The organism is Nocardia brasiliensis NBRC 14402 (assembly GCF_000308475.2).
Classification (GTDB): Bacteria; Actinomycetota; Actinomycetes; order Mycobacteriales; family Mycobacteriaceae; genus Nocardia; species Nocardia brasiliensis.
On record NZ_BAFT02000056.1, the window covers coordinates 1 to 18,792 of the forward strand.

Annotated in this window: 20 protein-coding genes; 12 read left to right on the forward strand and 8 right to left on the reverse strand. The window is 68.9% G+C overall.

The features are described 5' to 3' along the window. Window positions 1-221: 221 nt before the first annotated feature. Entirely contained in the window at window positions 222-704 is a 483-nt protein-coding gene (locus TY25_RS43660; protein WP_201773676.1) for a hypothetical protein, read from the reverse strand. On the opposite strand from TY25_RS43660, the gene TY25_RS43665 reads away from it, so the two are divergent. From TY25_RS43665 to TY25_RS16955, 5 genes are read left to right on the forward strand one after another with little or no spacing between them, the layout of a single operon-like run. After that, window positions 696-1,385 (forward strand): hypothetical protein, encoded by a 690-nt coding sequence (locus TY25_RS43665; RefSeq protein ID WP_201773677.1) that lies wholly within the window; start codon window positions 696-698, stop codon window positions 1,383-1,385. The genes TY25_RS43660 and TY25_RS43665 overlap by 9 nt on opposite strands. Continuing rightward, window positions 1,382-1,795 (forward strand): roadblock/LC7 domain-containing protein, encoded by a 414-nt coding sequence (locus TY25_RS16940; protein ID WP_011207200.1) that lies wholly within the window; start codon window positions 1,382-1,384, stop codon window positions 1,793-1,795. Before TY25_RS43665 ends, TY25_RS16940 begins: the two co-directional genes overlap by 4 nt. A gap of 7 nt (window positions 1,796-1,802) precedes the next feature. Continuing rightward, entirely contained in the window at window positions 1,803-2,177 is a 375-nt protein-coding gene (locus TY25_RS16945) for a DUF742 domain-containing protein (protein WP_014981573.1), read from the forward strand. Next, window positions 2,158-2,760, forward strand: a complete 603-nt coding sequence (locus tag TY25_RS16950) for a GTP-binding protein (RefSeq protein ID WP_014981574.1) — start codon at window positions 2,158-2,160, stop codon at window positions 2,758-2,760. The genes TY25_RS16945 and TY25_RS16950 overlap by 20 nt, the downstream gene beginning before the upstream one ends. A 52-nt stretch (window positions 2,761-2,812) precedes the next feature. Further along, complete coding sequence (locus tag TY25_RS16955) at window positions 2,813-4,438, forward strand: acetyl-coenzyme A carboxylase carboxyl transferase subunits beta/alpha (protein ID WP_042257356.1); 1,626 nt, start codon at window positions 2,813-2,815, stop codon at window positions 4,436-4,438. Between the two features lie 68 nt (window positions 4,439-4,506). Here TY25_RS16955 and TY25_RS16960 read toward each other — a convergent pair whose 3' ends face one another. Together TY25_RS16960 and TY25_RS16965 are read right to left on the reverse strand one after the other, a co-directional pair. Further along, window positions 4,507-4,929 (reverse strand): type II toxin-antitoxin system VapC family toxin, encoded by a 423-nt coding sequence (locus TY25_RS16960; RefSeq protein WP_042257358.1) that lies wholly within the window; start codon window positions 4,927-4,929, stop codon window positions 4,507-4,509. Then, entirely contained in the window at window positions 4,929-5,180 is a 252-nt protein-coding gene (locus TY25_RS16965) for a FitA-like ribbon-helix-helix domain-containing protein (protein WP_042257360.1), read from the reverse strand. Before TY25_RS16965 ends, TY25_RS16960 begins: the two co-directional genes overlap by 1 nt. A gap of 304 nt (window positions 5,181-5,484) precedes the next feature. On the opposite strand from TY25_RS16965, the gene TY25_RS16970 reads away from it, so the two are divergent. After that, window positions 5,485-6,342 (forward strand): aldo/keto reductase, encoded by an 858-nt coding sequence (locus TY25_RS16970; protein WP_042257363.1) that lies wholly within the window; start codon window positions 5,485-5,487, stop codon window positions 6,340-6,342. 102 nt (window positions 6,343-6,444) lie between these two features. On the opposite strand, the gene TY25_RS16975 is transcribed toward TY25_RS16970, so the two are convergent. Continuing rightward, a complete protein-coding gene (locus tag TY25_RS16975; protein WP_042257367.1) occupies window positions 6,445-7,560 on the reverse strand; it encodes an NAD(P)-binding domain-containing protein in 1,116 nt (371 codons plus the stop codon). 90 nt (window positions 7,561-7,650) lie between these two features. On the opposite strand from TY25_RS16975, the gene TY25_RS16980 reads away from it, so the two are divergent. The 6 genes from TY25_RS16980 (at window position 7,651) to TY25_RS17005 (ending at window position 14,099) form a co-directional block, all read left to right on the forward strand. Then, complete coding sequence (locus tag TY25_RS16980; protein WP_042257370.1) at window positions 7,651-8,379, forward strand: enoyl-CoA hydratase; 729 nt, start codon at window positions 7,651-7,653, stop codon at window positions 8,377-8,379. Next, window positions 8,379-9,521: an MBL fold metallo-hydrolase gene (locus TY25_RS16985; protein ID WP_042257373.1), complete on the forward strand. Its 1,143-nt coding sequence runs from the start codon at window positions 8,379-8,381 to the stop codon at window positions 9,519-9,521. Before TY25_RS16980 ends, TY25_RS16985 begins: the two co-directional genes overlap by 1 nt. Before the next feature lie 38 nt (window positions 9,522-9,559). Continuing rightward, window positions 9,560-9,784 (forward strand): antitoxin, encoded by a 225-nt coding sequence (locus TY25_RS16990; RefSeq protein WP_029893490.1) that lies wholly within the window; start codon window positions 9,560-9,562, stop codon window positions 9,782-9,784. Between the two features lie 51 nt (window positions 9,785-9,835). Continuing rightward, the gene (locus TY25_RS16995; protein WP_042257375.1) at window positions 9,836-12,151 is read left to right on the forward strand and encodes an ATP-dependent DNA ligase; all 2,316 of its coding nucleotides are present in this window, start codon (window positions 9,836-9,838) and stop codon (window positions 12,149-12,151) included. A 100-nt stretch (window positions 12,152-12,251) separates the two neighbouring features. After that, the gene (locus tag TY25_RS17000) at window positions 12,252-12,431 is read left to right on the forward strand and encodes an antitoxin (RefSeq protein ID WP_014981584.1); all 180 of its coding nucleotides are present in this window, start codon (window positions 12,252-12,254) and stop codon (window positions 12,429-12,431) included. 474 nt (window positions 12,432-12,905) lie between these two features. Next, entirely contained in the window at window positions 12,906-14,099 is a 1,194-nt protein-coding gene (locus TY25_RS17005; RefSeq protein WP_042257378.1) for a lipase family protein, read from the forward strand. Window positions 14,100-14,269: 170 nt separating this feature from the next. Here the strand turns inward: TY25_RS17005 and TY25_RS17010 are convergent, their stop codons facing one another. The 4 genes from TY25_RS17010 to TY25_RS17025 form a co-directional block, all read right to left on the reverse strand. Next, entirely contained in the window at window positions 14,270-14,923 is a 654-nt protein-coding gene (locus TY25_RS17010) for a DUF8020 domain-containing protein (RefSeq protein WP_042257381.1), read from the reverse strand. Window positions 14,924-15,143: 220 nt separating this feature from the next. Further along, the gene (locus TY25_RS17015) at window positions 15,144-15,815 is read right to left on the reverse strand and encodes a DUF1345 domain-containing protein (RefSeq protein ID WP_052383021.1); all 672 of its coding nucleotides are present in this window, start codon (window positions 15,813-15,815) and stop codon (window positions 15,144-15,146) included. Between the two features lie 55 nt (window positions 15,816-15,870). Then, window positions 15,871-16,611 (reverse strand): energy-coupling factor transporter transmembrane component T family protein, encoded by a 741-nt coding sequence (locus TY25_RS17020; RefSeq protein WP_042257457.1) that lies wholly within the window; start codon window positions 16,609-16,611, stop codon window positions 15,871-15,873. Between the two features lie 34 nt (window positions 16,612-16,645). Beyond that, on the reverse strand, window positions 16,646-18,775 hold the full coding sequence (locus TY25_RS17025; RefSeq protein ID WP_042257386.1) for an ABC transporter ATP-binding protein: 2,130 nt from the start codon (window positions 18,773-18,775) through the stop codon (window positions 16,646-16,648). Window positions 18,776-18,792: the final 17 nt, after the last annotated feature.

Genomic DNA, 18,792 nt, shown 5'->3' on the forward strand with positions numbered 1-18,792 from the left:
ACCGACCGTGACGGGTCTGCCGCCGCGCGACCCGAATTCGGGCGAACTGCCGAAGCGGCAGCCGGGCACCAACGGTGTACCGCAGCCGAGCATCAGCGGACTCGCCCAGCCGCCCGGCGGTCTGCCGCAGCGCCAGCGCGGCGAGAACGGCCTGCCGCAGCGCGAGAGCGCGTCGGGTGGGCTGCCGCAGCGCGAGCCGAATGCCGGTGGCCTGCCGCCCGTCAGGGGCCGAACGGACTGCCGCAGCGGGAAGGTTGCCCCGCGCGATCCGAATGCGGTGGGCTGCCACAGCGTTCGGCGGCTCCCTCGTCGGGTCTGCCGCAGCGCGAGGCGGCGCCAACGGCCTGCCCCAGCGCGAGCCGAGTTCCGGCTTGCCGCAGCGGGAGCCGGGCGCGGGCGGCCTGCCGCAGCGGGACAGTGCTTCCGGTGGCTTGCCACAGCGCGATCCGAGCGCGGGTGGCCTGCCACAGCGTGCGGCCGGGGCAAGCGGCTTGCCCCAGCGCGAGCCGAGCTCGGGCCTGCCGCAACGTGATCCGAGTGCGGGTGGGCTGCCGCAGCGCGAGAGCGCCGCCGGTGGCCTGCCGCAACGTGAGCCGAGCTCCGGTCTGCCGCAGCGCGATCCCAGCGCAGGTGGTCTGCCGCAGCGTGATTCGAGCTCCAGCGGCCTGCCGCAGCGTGATCCGAGCGGGGACGTTTTGCCGCAACGTGATTCGAATACCGGTGGACTGCCGTCGCGGCACGCGGCGGCGACGAGCCTGCCGCAGCGCGAGACGCCGACCGGACTGCCGCAACGGCAGCCGGGTTCGCAGGTGCCGCCGAATCTGCCCCAGCGCGAGCCGGGCGGGGACGGCCTGCCGCAACGCGAATCCTCGCCCGGCATCGGCCTTTCGCCGCGCAGCCGCGGGGTCGAGGAGCCCGCCGGCGACGCGGACGCGACCGGCGGCGATCCGGGTCGGCACAGCTACCGGGCCAACCCGGGCCGCACGGCGTCGTTCTTCCAGACCAGGCTGCAGCCCGCGGTCGACACCGGCGATTCGGTGATGGGCGGGACACCAATTTTCGCGGAAATGATGTCCGCGTGGCTGTCAGACCCCAATATGGATCGATCCCAAGTGGCCGCTTCCTTCGAATCACCGGGTGATGAAGGGTGGCAGGCGGCCAGGCGGGCGAGCGAGGCACAGGCAGAAACGAAGACGGCGGCCGGGTTGCCGCAACGCAATCCGGGCGGAAGGCTGGTCCCGGGCGCCGTCAACGGTGCGGTGGAACGGGCACCGAGCCGCGATCCAGAAACAATCAGGTCCAGCTTGAGTCGTCACCAGCAAGGCGTCCGGGATGGCCGCGCAATGAGAGCAATGAACCTAACCGGAGATAAAGGAGACCGATGAACCCCGATCTAGGTGGTACGAATCGTCAGCTGGATTGGCTGGTTTCGAACTTCGCCAACGAGGTTCCTGGCGTAGCCCATGCCGTCCTGGTCTCGGCTGACGGCCTACTGATGGCCGCGAGCGCTCAGCTGCCCGTCGACCGCGCCGAGCAGCTCTCGGCCGTCACCGCCGGACTGGCCAGCCTCTCGGTCGGCGTTTCGAACCTGTTCGAGGGCGGCACCGTGTTGCAGTCCGTCGTCGAGATGGAGCACGGCTACCTGCTACTCATGGCAGTCGGCGACGGCTCGTACCTTGCGGTGCTGACCAATACGTCTTGCGATATCGGTCAGGTCGGGTACGAAATGGCGCTGTTGGTCGAGCGTGTGGGCCAGACGGTTCAGGCCACGCCACGCGTCACGATGGGTTCCTGATGGTGGGATGGACATAGAAGATCACCGCGTGGGGAGCGCCGAGCCGAGTCTCGTCCGCCCATACTCGTTGACCGCCGGCCGAACGAGGCCCGCGGTCGAGTTGGCGTTGGAGGCGCTCGTCGCATCGCATCCGGTCGCCCTGGAGCGGCAGTTCGAACTGACCAACATCGAGACGTCAATCGTGGAGTTGTGCAGAGAATCGCCGTCCGTTGCCGAGGTAGCAGCCCGCTTGGGTATCCCCATCGGGGTGGCGCGTGTGCTGGTCGCCGACCTGATCGAGGCCGGGCATGTGCGCGTTTCGGCAACTTTGAAAGACGATTCCAGCGACGATGAACGTCGCGAGCTGATCGAAAGGGTTCTCAGTGGACTCCGGCGTATTTGATTCGACGGCGCAGGTCGACACCCGTACCAGCAAGCCGACGTCGGCGAAGATCGTGGTCGCGGGTGGCTTCGGTGTCGGGAAGACCACGATGGTCGGTGCTGTCTCGGAGATCGTTCCGCTGCGCACCGAGGCATTGGTGACCAATGCCAGTACTGGAATCGACAACCTGACCGGCATTCCGATGAAGTCGACCACCACCGTGGCGATGGACTTCGGCCGGATCAGCCTCGCCGACGATCTGGTGCTGTACCTCTTCGGTACGCCGGGCCAGTACCGATTCTGGTTCATGTGGGACGACCTGATCCGCGGCGCCATCGGCGCCGTGGTGCTGGTCGATACCCGCAGGCTCGAGGACAGCTTCGCGGCCGTCGACTACTTCGAAGCGCGCGGCCTACCTTTCCTGGTGGCGCTCAACGAATTCGACGACGCGCCGCGTTACCCGATCGAGGACATCCGGCAGGCCCTCGCGGTGCCTGCCGATGTGCCGATCCTGTCCATCGACGCCCGGCGGCGCGAGCCGGCCAAGCAGGCCTTGGTCGCGCTCACCGAATACGCCCTGCGCAAGGTGATGCAGGGCTACTGAGCACTCGCGCGGCGTCGCCTCGGCACCGGTGCCGACTGGTTAGTCTCATCCGGTGAGGATTTCGGCGCGCGAGCTGCTCGGACAATTGCTCGACCCCGCCTCGTTCGTCAGCTGGGATCGGCCACCCGTCACGGTGGCCGCCACCCCGCGGTACCGCGAGGACATGCAACAGGCAGCGGTCGCCGCGGGCACCGATGAATCGGTGCTCACCGGCGCGGGCATGTTGCGCGGCCGTCGGGTGGCCGTAATCGCCTGCGAATTCGGTTTTCTCGCCGGTTCGATCGGCGTCGCCGCGGCGGAACGGATCGTCTCCGCCGTCGAGCGCGCTACCGAACTCGGGCTGCCGCTCATCGCCTCACCGACCTCCGGTGGCACCCGCATGCAGGAGGGCACCGTCGCCTTCGTGCAGATGGTGAAGATCGCGGGCGCGGTCGCCGCGCACAAATCGGCGGGCCACCCCTATCTGGTCTATCTGCGTGACCCCACCATGGGTGGCGTCTTCGCCTCGTGGGGTTCGTTGGGGCACATGACTTTTGCCGAGCCCGGCGCGATGATCGGGTTCCTCGGGCCGCGGGTGTATCAGGCCCTGTACGGGCAGCCGTTTCCGGAAGGCGTGCAGACCGCCGAAAACCTCTATCGCCGAGGCGTTATCGACGGGGCGGTGACCGTCACCGTCTTCCGGCGTATCGCGCACCGCGCGCTGAGTGTGTTCAGCGGGGTGGTAGCGCCGGAAAGCGTTGTGGCGAACGTCATCCCGTCACGAACTCGGAGTGACGCGCTGAATTCCGCTGAGGCAGAACGGCAACAAGTCACAGCGCCTGACTCTGTCGCTGGCCCGGCAGCGCCCGGGCAAGGCTCCGGCGCGGGGACCGATCCTGCTGCGGCATCGAGTCCGGTTGGGGCAGCGGCGCTCTCGGCCTGGGAGTCGGTGCTGATCTCGCGCCGCCCGGACCGGCCGGGCATTCGTGATCTGCTGCGGCAGGTGACGCAGCGGGTTCCGTTGAGCGGCACCGGGCAGGGCGAGTCGGACCGGACGGTCGTGCACGCGCTGGCCCGGTTTCGCGGTCAGCCGTGCGTGGTGTTCGGGCACGACCGGACCGGGCAGCTCGGCGAATATGCCATGGGGCCGGCCGCCCTGCGCGAAGCGCGCCGGGCCATGGCGCTTGCCGAAGAGTTGCGGTTGCCGCTCGTGCTGGTCATCGACACGGTCGGCGCCGCGATGTCGAAGGAGGCGGAGGAGCGCGGTTTGGCGCCCGAGATCGCGCGCTGCCTGGCCGATCTCGTGACGTTGGACACACCGACGGTCTCGGTCCTGCTCGGCCAGGGCACCGGCGGCGGCGCGCTCGCGCTGCTCCCGGCCGACCGCGTCCTGGCCGCCACCCACGGGTGGCTGGCCCCGCTGCCGCCCGAGGGCGCCAGCGCCATCGTCTACCGCGATACCGGGCACGCCGCGGAACTCGCTCGCGCCCAACGCATTCGCGCCGCCGACCTGCATGCCGACGGCGTGGTCGACCGCATCGTCCCGGAATTCCCCGACGCCGCCGACGAACCGGTGGACTTCGCCCGCCGCATGGTCGCCGCCATCGCCACCGAACTGGCCCACCTGCGCACCCGCCCACCCGCCGAACTCCGTGCCACCCGCCACCACCGCTACCGCCGCCTCGGCCTCCCGCAGTGAACTCGGGGCGGCCCTAGCTCCGTTTGCTTATCGTGGGGCAACGTCCAGGTAGGGCGGTGCGACATCCATCAGTGTTCGGTGCCGGTGGGTGGATCGAAAACCCGGACACCGCGTCCGACGAAGTCCTTTACGTTCTGCGTCACCAATACGGCATCATGCGACAAGGCGATAGCCGCGATCTGGGCGTCGGTCACCTCACCCGCACTGGGTTTCGGCCGCTTCGCCATCAAATAGGCGTAACAGAACGCCGCGGAGTAGTCGTAGTTGAGGATGCGATCGGCCTGCATGAGCGGCGCGAATACGGCGTCGGAAGCCGCCATCAGCGCGTCGCGTTTGCGTCCTGCCGCCATCGGATAGACGCCCTTGGCCACTTCCATAACGGTAATGGATGTCGTGTAAAAGCCTGGGAGCGTGGCCAGCCACGCCGCGACGACCGGGTTCTTTTCGGGAACCATCGCCGCTGCGATCACATTCGTATCGAGGATCAGCACTACTCCGCCGGATCTTTAGAATCTTCGTGTCGCGCACCGATTTCTGGCACTTCCCCGTCCAGTGCTTCCCGCAGCTGTGCTAGGCGTCCCAGCAGGGCCGCACCCGAGAGTGGGTTGACCACGGGAGCCTGGTTGGTGTCTTCATCGGCGGCGTGGGTGAGAATCGCCCGCACCTCCGCCTCCATGGACCGTCCGTTGCTGCTGGCCCGCTGCTGAATGGCGGCTTTGATCGCTGGGTCCAGATTGCGCACATTGAGATTGTCGTGGTCGACTTACGAACTGTTCTGGCAGCCTTCGCCTTGGCCTTAGGGGTCTTGGGTCGTCGCCATGCACCCAATGATGGCGTGACGCCCTCGATCTGCCCTCAACATTTTCGTCGACACGGTGCCGCGGACCGCGATGCGGTCGTCATCCCTGGGCTCGGATCAGTCGGCGGAGCTCTGTCGCGGGGGTCACTGTTCGCCGCGATGAACCCGCAGGTGGGGCAGCAAACATGGAGACAACACGCCAGGGGGCAGCGTTGACGGCTCGCCGCCGCACTTCTACCGTCGCAGGGTGACCTTCAGAAGCGAGACTTCCGCCGTTCCCTCGATCGTCCTCAACGACGGGAATGTGATTCCGCAGCTCGGCTTCGGCGTCTTTTTGGTGCCTGACGACGAGGTTTCGCAGGCCGTCACCGCCGCGCTCGAGGCCGGCTACCGCAGCATCGACACCGCGGCGGTCTACGGCAACGAAGCGGGCACCGGCCGCGCGATCCGCGAGTTCGGCCTGCCGCGTGACGAGATCTACGTCACGAGCAAGGTGTGGAACGCCGATCAGGGTTTCGACGCCACGCTGCGCGCGTTCGACGCCAGCCTGGAGCGGCTCGGCCTGGAGTACCTCGACCTGTATCTCATCCACTGGCCGGTCCCTGCCGCCGATCGTTACGTGGACACCTTCCGCGCCCTGCAGGCACTGAAGACGCAGGGCCGGGTGCGCTCGATCGGCGTCTCGAATTTCACCCAGGCACACCTGGAGCGACTCATCGCCGAAACCGGTGAGATCCCCGCCGTGAACCAGATCGAATTACATCCCCGGATGGCGCAGCGCGAGCTGCGTGCGTTCCACGCCGCCAACGCCATCGCCACCGAGGCGTGGGGTCCGCTCGGCCAGGGCACCCTGCTCGACGATCAGACCATCGCCTCGATCGCCGGCGCGGTCGGCCGCACGCCGGCCCAGGTGATCATCCGCTGGCATCTGCAGCTCGGCAACATCGTCATCCCGAAGTCGGTCACGCCCGCCCGTATCGCGGAGAACTTCGACGTCTTCAACTTCGAACTGTCTCGCGACCAGGTGGACGCCATCAACGCGCTCAACACCGACAGCCGGGTGGGCGAGAATCCAGACACCTTCGCCGCCGGTCTCGACAGCTGAGCACTGCGCGCACAGTCGATGGGCGGCAACGGGATTCGAGGCCGCGGCCGGCCCGTACCGGAGGTCACCCAGTGCGTGCTCCGATGCGAATCGAACGACTGATCAGTCCGATTCGCGCCCGATGCCCAGGTAGCGAGTGAGTTCGGCGGCGGCGGCGCGTCCGGCACGGTTGGCGCCGATGGTGCTGGCGGACGGGCCGTAGCCGATCAGATGGATGCGCGGGTCCTTCGCGACCTGGGTGGCGAGTCGCCCGGTCATGGTGATGCCGCCGCCGGGACCGCGCAGGCGCAGCGGCGCCAGATGATCCAGGGCGCTGCGGAATCCGGTCGCCCAGAGGATCACCTCCGCTCGCTGGAAGGTCCCGTCGGCCCAGCGCACCCCGTCCGGCTCGATGTGATCGAACATCGGCAGGCGATGCAGCGCACCCCGGGCCTGGGCCGCGCGCAACCGGTCGTCGAGGCGCAGCCCGGTGACCGAGACCACCGAGCCGGGCGGCAGCCCGCGGCGCACCCGGTCCTCCACCTTCGCCACCGCCGCGCGACCGTCCTCGGGGCCGAACGAGTCCTCGCGGAAGATCGGTTCCGTGCGCGTCACCCAGGTGGTCGAGGTGACCTGGGAGATCTCGTCGAGCAACTGCACTGCCGAGATGCCGCCGCCGACCACGACCACGTGCTTGCCCGCGAACTCCGCGGCGGTGCGGTAGTCGTGGGTGTGCAGCTGGCGGCCGGTGAAGGTCTCCGCCCCGCGATAGCGCGGAATGAACGGATGCTCCCAGGTGCCGGTGCCGTTGATCAGTCCGCGCACCCGGATGGTGCCGGCCGTGCCGGTTTCGGCGTTGAGCACCGGCCCGTGCTCGGCGGGGCTGCCGTCCGCCGCGCGGTCGCACACGACAGTTACCGAGACCTGCCGGCGCACACGCAGATCGAAGCGCTTCTCGTAGAGTTCGTAATAGTGCGGCACCGCGGTCGCCGCGGGCGCCGATTCGGAGCCGGGCGGCAACGTCTCGGCGAACGACATGCCCGGGAGGTCATGCACCCGGTTGACGGTGGTCAGGGTCAGCGAGGGCCAGCGGAATTGCCAAGCCCCACCGGGTCCCGGCGCATGGTCGACGATGAGAAAGTCCTGCTCGGGGCGTAGCCCGAGGCGCTGGAGGTGATAACCGGCCGACAGTCCCGCCTGACCAGCGCCGATCACCAGGATGTCGAAGTCTGTCGGCACAGCCGATGATCGTATCGGCTTCAACGAAGTGTGCCGTCCGCTGTGGCAAAGTGAATGTAACCAGACGGATCGCTCAGTTGGGGAGGTCGCATGCTCGGAGTTAGCCGAGACGGTGACGTAGTGACCATCGAACTTCAGCGCGAGGAGCGGCGCAACGCGCTGAACCTCGAACTCATCACGCTGCTGCGCGAAGCCGTCCTCGCCGCCGTCGCCGACGACGCCCGGGTGCTCGTGCTGACCGGGCGCGGTCCCATCTTCAGCGCGGGCGCGGATCTGTCCGGGGTCTACTCGCAGGAGTTCCTCGGCGGCCTGATGGACATGCTGCACACCATCGAGTCGGTGCCGATCCCGGTGATCTCGGCGATCAACGGCGGCGCGCTCGGCGCGGGCGTGCAGCTGGCGCTGGCCTCGGATCTGCGGGTGATCGAGCCGGACGCCTACATCGCGATCCCCGCGGCCAAGCTCGGCATCTCGGTGGACCGCTGGACCATGACGAGGCTGGTCTCGCTGATCGGCGGCGGTCCCGCCCGGACCATCCTGCTCGGCGCGGACTCGGTGACCGCGGCCGACGCCTACACCTTCGGCTTCGCGAACCGGCTCGGCTCGCTCGCCGACGCCCAGTCCTGGGCCAAGCAGATCGCCGCGCTGGCGCCGCTGTCGCTGCGGCACATGAAGCTGGTGCTCAACGACGACGGCACCAGGGCGCCGGACACCGCGCAGCAGCGCGCCGCCCTGGAGGCGGCGTGGAGCAGCGCCGACGCCCAGGAGGGGCGCCTGGCCAGGCAAGAGAAACGTGCCGCGAAATTTGTGGGGCGATGATGAGCATTCGCAGCATTGTCGGTTGGGCGGCCGGGGCGCTCGGTCTCACCTGGGTGGTGCGCGCGGCGTGGGGCATACCCTCTGCGATGGGCGCCTCGATCTCGGCTATCCAGCCGTACGCGACGGGCGCGACCACCTACCGCGACCGCCAGTTCCACAACACCGAGCCGAGTAGTCAGATCGCGGCGGGATCGGCGCCGTCCCTGCTGGTTTCGGCGCTCACCAAGCGCAACGTGGGCCGCCCGACCGGCGTGATCCCGTTGCAGACACCGCAGTTGCCCGCGGCGGCCGCCGAGCTGGCCGTCACCTGGTACGGGCACGCCACCGCGCTGATCGAGGTGGACGGATACCGGGTGCTCACCGATCCGGTGTGGAGCGAACGGGTTTCGCCGTCCGCGCTGGTCGGGCCGACCCGGATGCACCCGGTGCCGACGCAGCTGTCCGCGCTGCCCGCGGTGGACGCGGTGATCATCTCGCACGATCACTACGACCATTTGGACAAGGACACCGTCCGCGAACTCGTACTGCGCCAGACCGCACCGTTCCTGGTGCCGATCGGCATCGGCGCGCATCTGCGGCACTGGGGCGTGCCCGAGCATCGGATCATCGAATTGGATTGGGGCGGTTCGGTTTCGATGTCCGCGCTGGGCCGGGCGCACGCGGACGCGGAGCTGACCATCACCTGCACCGAAGCGCGGCACTTCTCCGGGCGCGGCCTGGTGCGCAACACCACGCTGTGGGCGTCGTGGTCGATCGTCGGCCCGACCCGGCGGGCGTACTTCGGCGGCGACACCGGCTACACCAAGGCGTTCGCCGATGCCGGCGCCGCGCTCGGCCCGTTCGATCTGACGCTGCTGCCGATCGGCGCCTACGACGAACGGTGGCGTGACGTGCACATGAATCCGGAGGAGGCGGTGCGCGCGCACGCCGATCTGTGCGTCGGCAACGCGGGTTACGGCCTGCTGGTGCCGATCCACTGGGCTACCTTCAATCTCGCCTTCCACGGCTGGTCCGAGCCGGTGCGCCGGATGGTCGCCGCGGCGGAGCGGGCCGGCACCACGATCGCCGTTCCGATGCCGGGTCAGCGGGTCGATCCCGATGGGGCGCCCGCACGGGACTCGTGGTGGGAAGATGTGGGGTGAACACTCGTGCTAGTGGGCTACGGAAAGGATCGAACGCTATGAGCTTCGCCGATACTCTGAAGGGCCTGGTCGGCAAGGGCAAGGACGCGGCAGCCAAGAACGCCGACAAGATCAACGATGCGATCGACAAGGGCGGTGACTTCATCGACCAGAAGACGCAGGGCAAGTACTCGGACAAGATCGCGAAGGGCAAGGAGGCCGCCAAGAAGGCGGTCCCGCCGGAACAGCCGGGTGCCCCCGAGCAGCCGGGTCCGCAGGGCTGATGAGCGGCGGGGATCCGGTTTCTGTCGGTCCCCGCCGCTAAAATCGTTGTCATGGCCGCCCGCCGGAATTTCGGGGGTATCGAGGTTGAGCTGAGCAACCTCGACAAAGTGCTGTATCCAGCCACCGGCACCACCAAAGGCGAAGTCATCGCCTACTATTCGGCGATCGCGCCCGCCATGCTGCCGCATATCGCCGGTCGAGCGGTCACCAGGAAGCGCTGGCCCAACGGCGTCGACGAACCCTCCTTCTTCGAGAAGAACCTCCCGTCGCACGCGCCGTCCTGGATCGAGCGACGCACCGTCCGGCACTCCGATCGCACGGTCACCTATCCGCTGATCGAATCCGAGGCCGGGATGGCCTGGCTCGGCCAGCAGGCGGCCCTGGAAGTCCATGTGCCGCAATGGCGTTTCGACGGAGACGAGCGGGGGCCGGCCACCCGGCTGGTGTTCGACCTGGATCCCGGGCCCGGCGCCGGGCTGGCCGAATGCGCGAAGGTCGCGCTTGCGGTGCGCGAGATGGTCGAGGGCATCGGCCTGCGCGCGTTCCCGGTGACCAGCGGCAGCAAGGGAATTCATCTCTATGTCCCGCTGGATCGGGCGGTGCGCGGCAGCGGCGCGTCGACGGTGGCCAAGCAGGTCGCGACCAATCTGGAGAAGCTGCATCCCGATCTGGTGACGGCCACCATGTCGAAATCCGTCCGCGGCGGCAAGGTATTCCTCGACTGGAGCCAGAACAATCCGTCCAAGACCACCATCGCGCCCTATTCGCTGCGCGGGCGCGAGCAGCCGAACGCGGCGGCGCCGCGCAGCTGGCGGGAATTGGAGAGCCGGAAGAAGCTGCGGCACCTGCGTTTCGACGAAGTCCTCGCGCGCTGGCAGTCCGACGGCGATCTGCTCGCCGAGCTGGATCCGGCGCTGCCGCAACGTAATACCGCCTCGGCGGAGTCGGGCCCCGACGCTTTGGCGAAGTACCGGTCGATGCGCGATCCGGCGCGCACGCCCGAACCCGTGCCCGCCGACCGGCCGGTGCCGGGCGAGGACAGCCGCTTCGTCGTGCAGGAACACCATGCCCGCCGGCTGCATTGGGACGTGCGGCTGGAGCGGGGCGGCGTGCTGGTGTGCTGGGCCGTGCCGAAGGGACCGCCCACCTCCTCGAAGCAGAACCGCCTCGCCGTGCACACCGAGGATCACCCGCTGGAGTACCTGGACTTCCACGGCACGATCCCGAAGGGGCAGTACGGCGGCGGCGATATGACGATCTGGGACTCGGGCACCTACGTCACCGAGAAATGGCGGGACGACGAGGTGATCGTCCGATTCCACGGCGAACGTCTCAACGGGCGCTATGCGCTGATCCAGACCAACGGCAACCAGTGGCTGATGCACCTGATGCGGGAGCAGCACGGCGACGCGGCCGAGCCCGAGACCAACGGTGCGGACACGGCCTCGACGGGGCGGATCATCAGGGTGTCCAGCGGTCCGTCGCCGTTCCCGCGGGGACTCGCGCCGATGCTCGCGACCCCCGGCGACGTCGCGGACCTGCACACCGACGAGTGGTGCTTCGAGACGAAGTGGGACGGCTTCCGGCTGATCGCGGAGATCAGCTCCGGCACAATGACTTTGCGGAGCCGCAAAGGCAACGTGGTGACCGCGCGGTACCCGGGGATCGGGCCGCTGGCCGACGAACTGGCCGGGCACGAGGTGGTGCTCGACGGTGAGGCGGTGGTGTTCGACGACCACGGCGTCGCCAATCTCGGCCTGTTGCAGGCGGATGCGGCGCGGGCCGTGTTCGTGGCCTTCGACGTGTTGTACCTGGACGGCACTTCGCTTGTCCGGAAACGGTATTCGGACCGGCGCCGGGTGCTGGAGGCGCTGGCCGGCACCGCGCCGTCACTGCGGGTGCCGCCGCGACTGGACGGCGAGGGCGCGGACGCGGTGCGCTACAGCCAGGACCACGGCATGGAAGGCGTGATCGCCAAACGCCGGGATTCGGTCTATCTGCCCGGTAAGCGCGGGCACTCCTGGGTGAAGCAACGCAACTGGCGAACCCAGGACGTGGTGGTCGGCGGCTGGCGGCGCAGCGAGGCACGCGAGTTCAAGTCGCTGCTCGTCGGCATTCCGTACGAGGGCAGGCTGATCTACGTCGGCCGGGTCGGCACCGGCTTCAACGATGCCGACATGCAGGAGCTGGCGGGGCGGTTGGCGAAGCTGGAACGCAAGACGAATCCGTTCGACAACGACCTGACCGCCGAGGAGCGCAAGGAAGCGGTGTGGGTGACCCCGAAACTGCGCGGCTCGGTGCGGTTCATGAACTGGACCGAGACGGGCCGGTTGTGGCACCCGGCCTGGCTCGGTGCGCAGGACTGACGGTGTGACCGTTTTCGCGCTCGTCGTGCCGTTGCGGTGGGTGTTCGCCTCGGTAGGGTGAGTCCGCGGTTGAACTCAGCGCGAGAACGAGGAGTGCACAGTGGACTTCAAGAACCTGGCGGGCAAGGCGCTCGACCTGGCCCAGCAGAACGCCGACAAGGTGGAGACCGTCATCGAGAAGGCGGGCGATATCGTCGACCAGAAGACCGGCGGCAAGTTCGCGGGCCAGGTGGACTCCGCGCAGGAGGCGGCGAAGAAGGCCCTGCGCAAGGAGGGCTGAAACCGGCTTCGGGGCGTCCAGTTCGTTCCGTTTGATTCGGTGCCGATCCCGTTGAGGTGAAGCATCTTTCGACGGCGGACACGCGCGGCGGCGGCTCTGACCAAGGATGCCCGTTGCCCGGTGCCGCGTCCGGCCAGTACCGTGGACAACCCGGGGCTCGAGTAAATCGGCGCAGGTCACGGCCGGTGCACGGATGCGCCCGGGCGAACTCGGGGAGGCCCTGTGCGCGACCACCATGCTGCCGCCGAGCGCGGCGTGTCCGGCCTATCGCGGCTAGCCGGCCGAATGTGTCGGCCCGGCAACGAATTAGGGGTTTCGGCGAAACATCCGGCGAGTACCGGCCGGGGCGAGCACGGGCAAGGTAGGTTGCCTGCCATGGCGACTCCGAGCGGAATCGGTAGTGGGGCAACGTTCGTCGGCGCGGCAACATCCACCGGGTCCCGGAGATCGGCCCTGCTCAGATTCGGATTATCGGTGGCCGCCGCCGCGCTGCTGACCGCGACGCCGCTCAGCCCCTCAGGGACGGCGCACGCCCAGATTCCGCCCCCGGATGCCGACCCCTTCTACGCGGCGCCCGCCGACCTCGCCGCCTATGCCGAGGGCGCGATCGTGGATTCGCGCCAGATCGCGTTGTTCGGTCTGCCACTACCGGTTTCGACCTGGCAGGTGAAGTACCGCAGCACCGACGCGGGCGGCGCCGCGATCGCGGACGTCGCCACCGTCATGGTGCCGATGCTGCCCTGGTTCGGGCCGGGACCGCGGCCGCTGCTGTCGTATCAGATCGCCGAGGACAGCCTCGGCACCCGGTGTGCGCCGTCCTACGCGTTGCGCGGCGGCGGTGATCTCGGCGGCGCGCAGGCGCTGATCGACACTCCGTTCATGGCCGACGCGCTGCGCCGCGGCTGGGCGGTGGTGACCAGTGATCACGAGGGCCCGCAGGCACGGTTCCTGGACGGGGTCAATGCGGGGCACGGTGTGCTGGACGGAATCCGTGCCGCGCGCGCGTTGCCCGCGGCCGGTCTCGGGCCGCAGACGCCGATCACCGCATGGGGCTATTCGGGTGGGGCGTTCGCGACGCTGTGGGCCGCGCAGATGCAGCCGCAGTACGCGCCGGACATCCGGTTCGCGGGCATCGCCGCGGGTGGCCTGCCCTCGAACTGGCCCGCCATCGCGAAACATGTGGACGGTACCGGCCAGGCGGGCTTGGCCATGCTCATCCTGCTCGCGGCGATCAAGGACCAGCCGAACGCCGGTGTCGCCGAGCTGCTCAACGATCGCGGTCGCGCGATGCTGGCCGCCGACGGGAACGCGTGTGGTCCCGATCTGGTGCTGAAGTACATGGGTGCGCGCGTCGACGATTACGCCGCGGTCCCGGACCTGCTGTCCCACCCCGGTTTTCGGGCCGCCACCGCGGGCCAGGAGCTGGGCGAACCGGCCCCGGCGGTGCCGCTGTACCTGTACCACAGCACCACCGACGACGTGATCCCCCCAGCCGGCTTCACCGATCTGGTGGGCCGCTACTGCGCACAGGGTGCCGACATCACGTATCTGAATTCGCCGCTCCCAGGCCACAATCCCGCCGCCGCGGGCGAAGCGCTCGGCGCGATGGCCTATCTCGCCGACCGGGTGGCCGGTAGCCCCGTGCCGCAGGGTTGCCACCCGCGCTAGCCGGCTGCCGCGCGCCTTTTCGCGTGCCGCGCACGGGCTCGCCGGGCAACGCGCCGCTGCTGGAATGAAAGGTGCGCGTCATCCTGCCACCGCGCTGAAAGCGGCTGCCGCACAAAACGACACGGCGCACACCGGCCGAGCGGGCCGGTGTGCGCCGTGTCGGGTGCGCGTCAGTTCTTGGGGCTACCGTCGTTCATCCACTTGGTGGTGCCCGGCGGGGCAGTGAGGGTGCCGATCAGGTCGATACCCGCGACGATCAGGGTAGGACCACCGGCAACGATGGTGCCGATGATGCCACCGACCGCGGCGCCCGCCAGAACGCTGGCGATCACCGTCGGACCCCCGAGGATGCCGGTCAGGCCGACCAGCGCGCCGATGGCGGTGCCGATGAAACCACCGACCGCGGTCGCGATGCCGAATTGCGAGAGAAATGCATCCTGGGCCCGCTGATTCTCATACGGCGACGCGATTTCCGTCGCGGGCACCGGACGCGCTTTCGCCGCGTCCTTGACCACGGTTAGCTCCAGGGTCCGGCCCGCATCGCTCACCGCGTGCGGTAGCGGGTATTCCAGGCCGTCCTGCCGGAAGGCCAGCGGCATGGTCACGACGGTGTTTCCGGCCTCGTCCTTCACCGCGACCGCATCGCCCGCGACCTCGAACGAGCCGCCGGTGAGCGTGGTGATGATCTTGTCGCCCACCAGGTTCGACGCATAGCCGATGTCGTTGGCCGCCGGGGCGGCCGGCGCTGCGTACGAGGTGCCCGCGCCGACGGCGACCGCCGCGACGAGAGGAATGGCAGCCGCGGTGATCTTGCGGAGAATCATTCGGGTGTTCCCATCTTCATCAGGTTTCAAGCATTGGAGAACGCTGCGCACGCCGAATTTCCTTCCCCCACTGCGGTGCGCAGACACCATGTGATTCAAACAACAGCTACTCCGCAGATAACTGTACCGCCCCGAAGGCGTTCGGCCCCAAAAATAGGGGGTATTCTTCCGGTTTAAAATACGTGGATTATGTTATAGCCGTTGGCTATTCGATTCCGGCTCAGTGCAACACATTGACCGCACGGGCGATGACCAGGGCCGCGAGCACTAGCGAGATCCCCGATTGCGCCATCATCATCGCCTTCGCCCACCGCGTCATCGGCATCACGTCCGTCGGGCTGAAGGCCGTGGCGTTCGTGAAGGACAGATACAGGTAGTCCATGAACTGGGGCTCCCATTCCGGGTCTGCCAGTTCGGGGTTCTGCATCTGGACAAACAAGAAGTCCGGCAACGGTTTTCGAGCGTTTGCCCGGGCACCCGGCCCGCCCCGGTCGAACTCCCAGTAGCCGAGTCCGAACACCACCACATTGGTCAGCCAGATCGCCGCGCCGGAGCCCAGCAACCGGGCCGGGTCGTCGCTGAGCGTCCCATCGATCAATCCCATGACCAGGTGATAGGCCGAATATGCGGTGGCCAGCGCGAGCAGTCCGACCAATATCAGCCCGCCCCACCGCAACCAGTTCTCTTCCCGGTCGCGGCGCAGCGGATCGGCCACCGCCAGCACGACCACGAGCAAACCCTCCAGCGTCGGCAGCAACCATCCAGGCGCCGGCAGAAACCGGTCCGGCAACGCGAGCTGCAACCCGATCATGGCGAGCACGGCCACCGACATCCCGGCCCGGGACTCCCGGGTGGTCCGTCGCTGCCAAGCCGGTATCGCGTCATTGCTCATTCGGGTCAGTATCACCCGTCGGCAGACTGCCTTCCGGGAGGCGAGGCGGGCCCGGCTAGAGCAGCGCGAGACCGAGGGCGAACGCGCCGCCGCACACGGCGAACACGATGGCCAGTGCGATGGCGTCGCGTCGTCCCGGCGAGCTGGGATGGGCGGCGAGCTCGCCGGTGCCGCCGCGCGCGGAGATCGCTTCGCCGAGTTCACCCGCACGGCGGGTGGCGACGGCCATGGCGGCGGTGAGGATATCGATCAGCACGTTCTCGGTGGCCAGATAGAGCGCGCCGTCTTTGGGCCGGAGTTTGCGCGCGGCGCGCAGCACCCGGATCTCGTCCATCAGCAACGGCAGACCACGCAGGGTGAGCGCGACGACCACCGCCCATTCGTCGACGGGCACCCGCAGTTTGCGCAGCGGCGCGCCGAGTTTGGCCAGCGCGGGCGCGATATCGCTCATCGGCGTCGTCCAGGCGACGAGGAAGGACGCGGCCACCATGATCAGGCCGAAGATCGTCACCTGGGCGTAGCGCAGCAGGGCCTGACCGCCGACCGGCAGGTTGACCAGCGCCCCGGCGACGAGCAGCGCCCAGAACCACCAGGGCAGCCGCGGCAGGGTGCCGAGCGGCAGCCGGGCGACCACGCCGATGAAGATCAGGAAGGCGATCAGGATGCCGAGCACCGGCCAGGTCGGCAGGACCATCAGCAGCAGGCTGATCAGGAAGGTCGCGATCATCTTGGTGCCTGCCCAGAGCCGGTGCACCGGGCTCTCCACGGGTACCTGACGAAACAATACGAGGCTCATCCGCACACCCCGGCACGCGTCGTGGCGTAGTCCATCATCGACCTCCGTGCTCGAGGCCCCACGCCGCGTCGCCCGGTCGCGACGCCGGCCCGGCCGGGTGCGGATCAGGGTGGGGCGCGAGGTTTTTCGGTACCGGTGCGACGTCCGTCGCCGATTCGGTGGCGAGCAGGCGCCCGGACCGCAGGTGCACCGTGCGGTCGCACACCGCGGACATGTCCTCGACATCGTGCGAGATGACGATCAGGGTCAAACCCGAATCGCGCAGCCGCGCAAGAAGTTCCACGATATCGGCGCGACCTTCGGGGTCGAGCCCGGCGAGCGGCTCGTCCAGCACCACCACCTGCGGGTGGCTGGCCACGATGGCCGCGAGCACCACCCGCTTGGCCTGGCCGCCGCTGAGCTCCTCGATCGAGCGGGCGGCCAGCGAGCGATCGAGGCCGACGGCGTCCAGCGCCCGCCCGACCGCGCCCGAGCCGGTGGCCCGCCCGCCCCAGTCCGCGATCTCCGCGCCGACCGTCTGCTTCTGCAATTGCAGCCGGGAATGCTGGAAGGCCAGTTCCACCCGGCCGATCTGCTTGGTGATCGACTTGCCGCCGAGTTCGCAACGGCCGGAACTGGGTTCGATCAATCCGGCCATGATCCACGCGAGGGTGGACTTGCCCGACCCGTTGCCGCCGACCACCAGCAGGGCCTCGCCGCGGCGCACGGTGAGGTCGACGGAGTCGAGCGCCGCCGCTTCCCACGGCGTGCCGCGGTTGTAAGTGTGTCGTACGCCGCGTAATTCGAGCAGGGTCTCGCCCATCGGCCGGCGCCGGTCGGCGCGGGCCGGCCGGGGCCAGGCGGGCAGGCTGTCCACCGCGCGCCCGTCCGCGAGATGCACCACCCGGTCGGCCGCGTCGGCGTCGGCCTCGTGGTGGGTCACCAGCACCACGGCCATGCCGTGTCGTTTGGGCAGTGCGGCAAGTAGTTCGACGAGCTCGCGGCGCCCGTCGGGATCGATCATCGAGGTGGCCTCGTCGGCGATGAGCAGCGCGGGTCGGCGGGCCAGTGCCGCGGCGACGGCGAGTCGCTGCTGCTGCCCGCCGGACAACGTCGCCGTCTCCTTCGCGCCCATGCCCGCCAAGCCGACCTCGCCGAGCAGCGCCTCGACGTCGACCTCGGCCGCGAGTTCCGGTGGCAGGCCCCACACCACGTCGTCGGCGACGAGCACGCCGAGGGTCTGGCTTTCCGGTCGCTGCATGACCAGCGCGGTGCCGCCGGGATGCCCGAGGCCCGCCGAGCCCGGCCGCCGCACGGTGCCCGCCGTCGGTGGCAGGCCCGCGAGCAGCCGGGTCAGCGTCGATTTGCCGGAGCCGTTGTGCCCGACCACCGCGACGAACTCGCCGACGTCCACGGTCAGGTCGATATCGCGCAGCGCCGCGCGTTGCGCCTCCGGATAGTGGAATCCGGCGCCCTGCAAGGTCACCGGCAGCGGTCCGATCGGCCGGTCGTCCGGTGGTGCGTCGAGCCGGTCGTGGCCGGGCAGCCAGGCCAGCCGGTCCAGCACCGAGCCGAGCACGAACCAGGAGAACAGCGTCGTGGTCACGATGCCGAGCGCGGCGCCGCCGCCGACCCACAGCCACCACCAGCGCAGCACCGAATCGGTGATATCCGCGGCGGCGCGGCCGAGCGGTTCCAGTTGCGGTTGGCGCGCCGCGAGATCCTGGATGCCGCGCGAGGCGTTGCGGATGTTGTCGAACACCAGGTTGCGCGTCGCGGTGACCAGCTGCAGGAAGCCGACCGAGAACGCGCCCCAGAGCAGCCCGGCCAGCACCGAGAGGCCGAACACGGTCACGAATCCGCCGCCGCGGCGCTTCTGTACGCCGATGATGCCCGCGATCGTCGAGGTGATCAGCAGGCCGATGGTGGCGAGCAGCCCGGTCGCGACGAAGGTGACCAGGGTGGCCGCGATGGCGGCGGTGAGCAGCGCGCGTAACCGGAACCGGTGCGCGATCATCCCCATCGGCACCGCCGCGACCAGGTTCAGCGCGGCGGCCATCGGGATCACCGACCCGACGGTGACCAGCCCGACGGTGGCACCGCCGAGCACCGCGCCGGTGGCCAGCTCGATCGGACGCAACGGCCCGTGTTCGGCCGGTTTGTCAGCTGTCGGCAGTCCACTCACGGCACAAGTCTGCCACC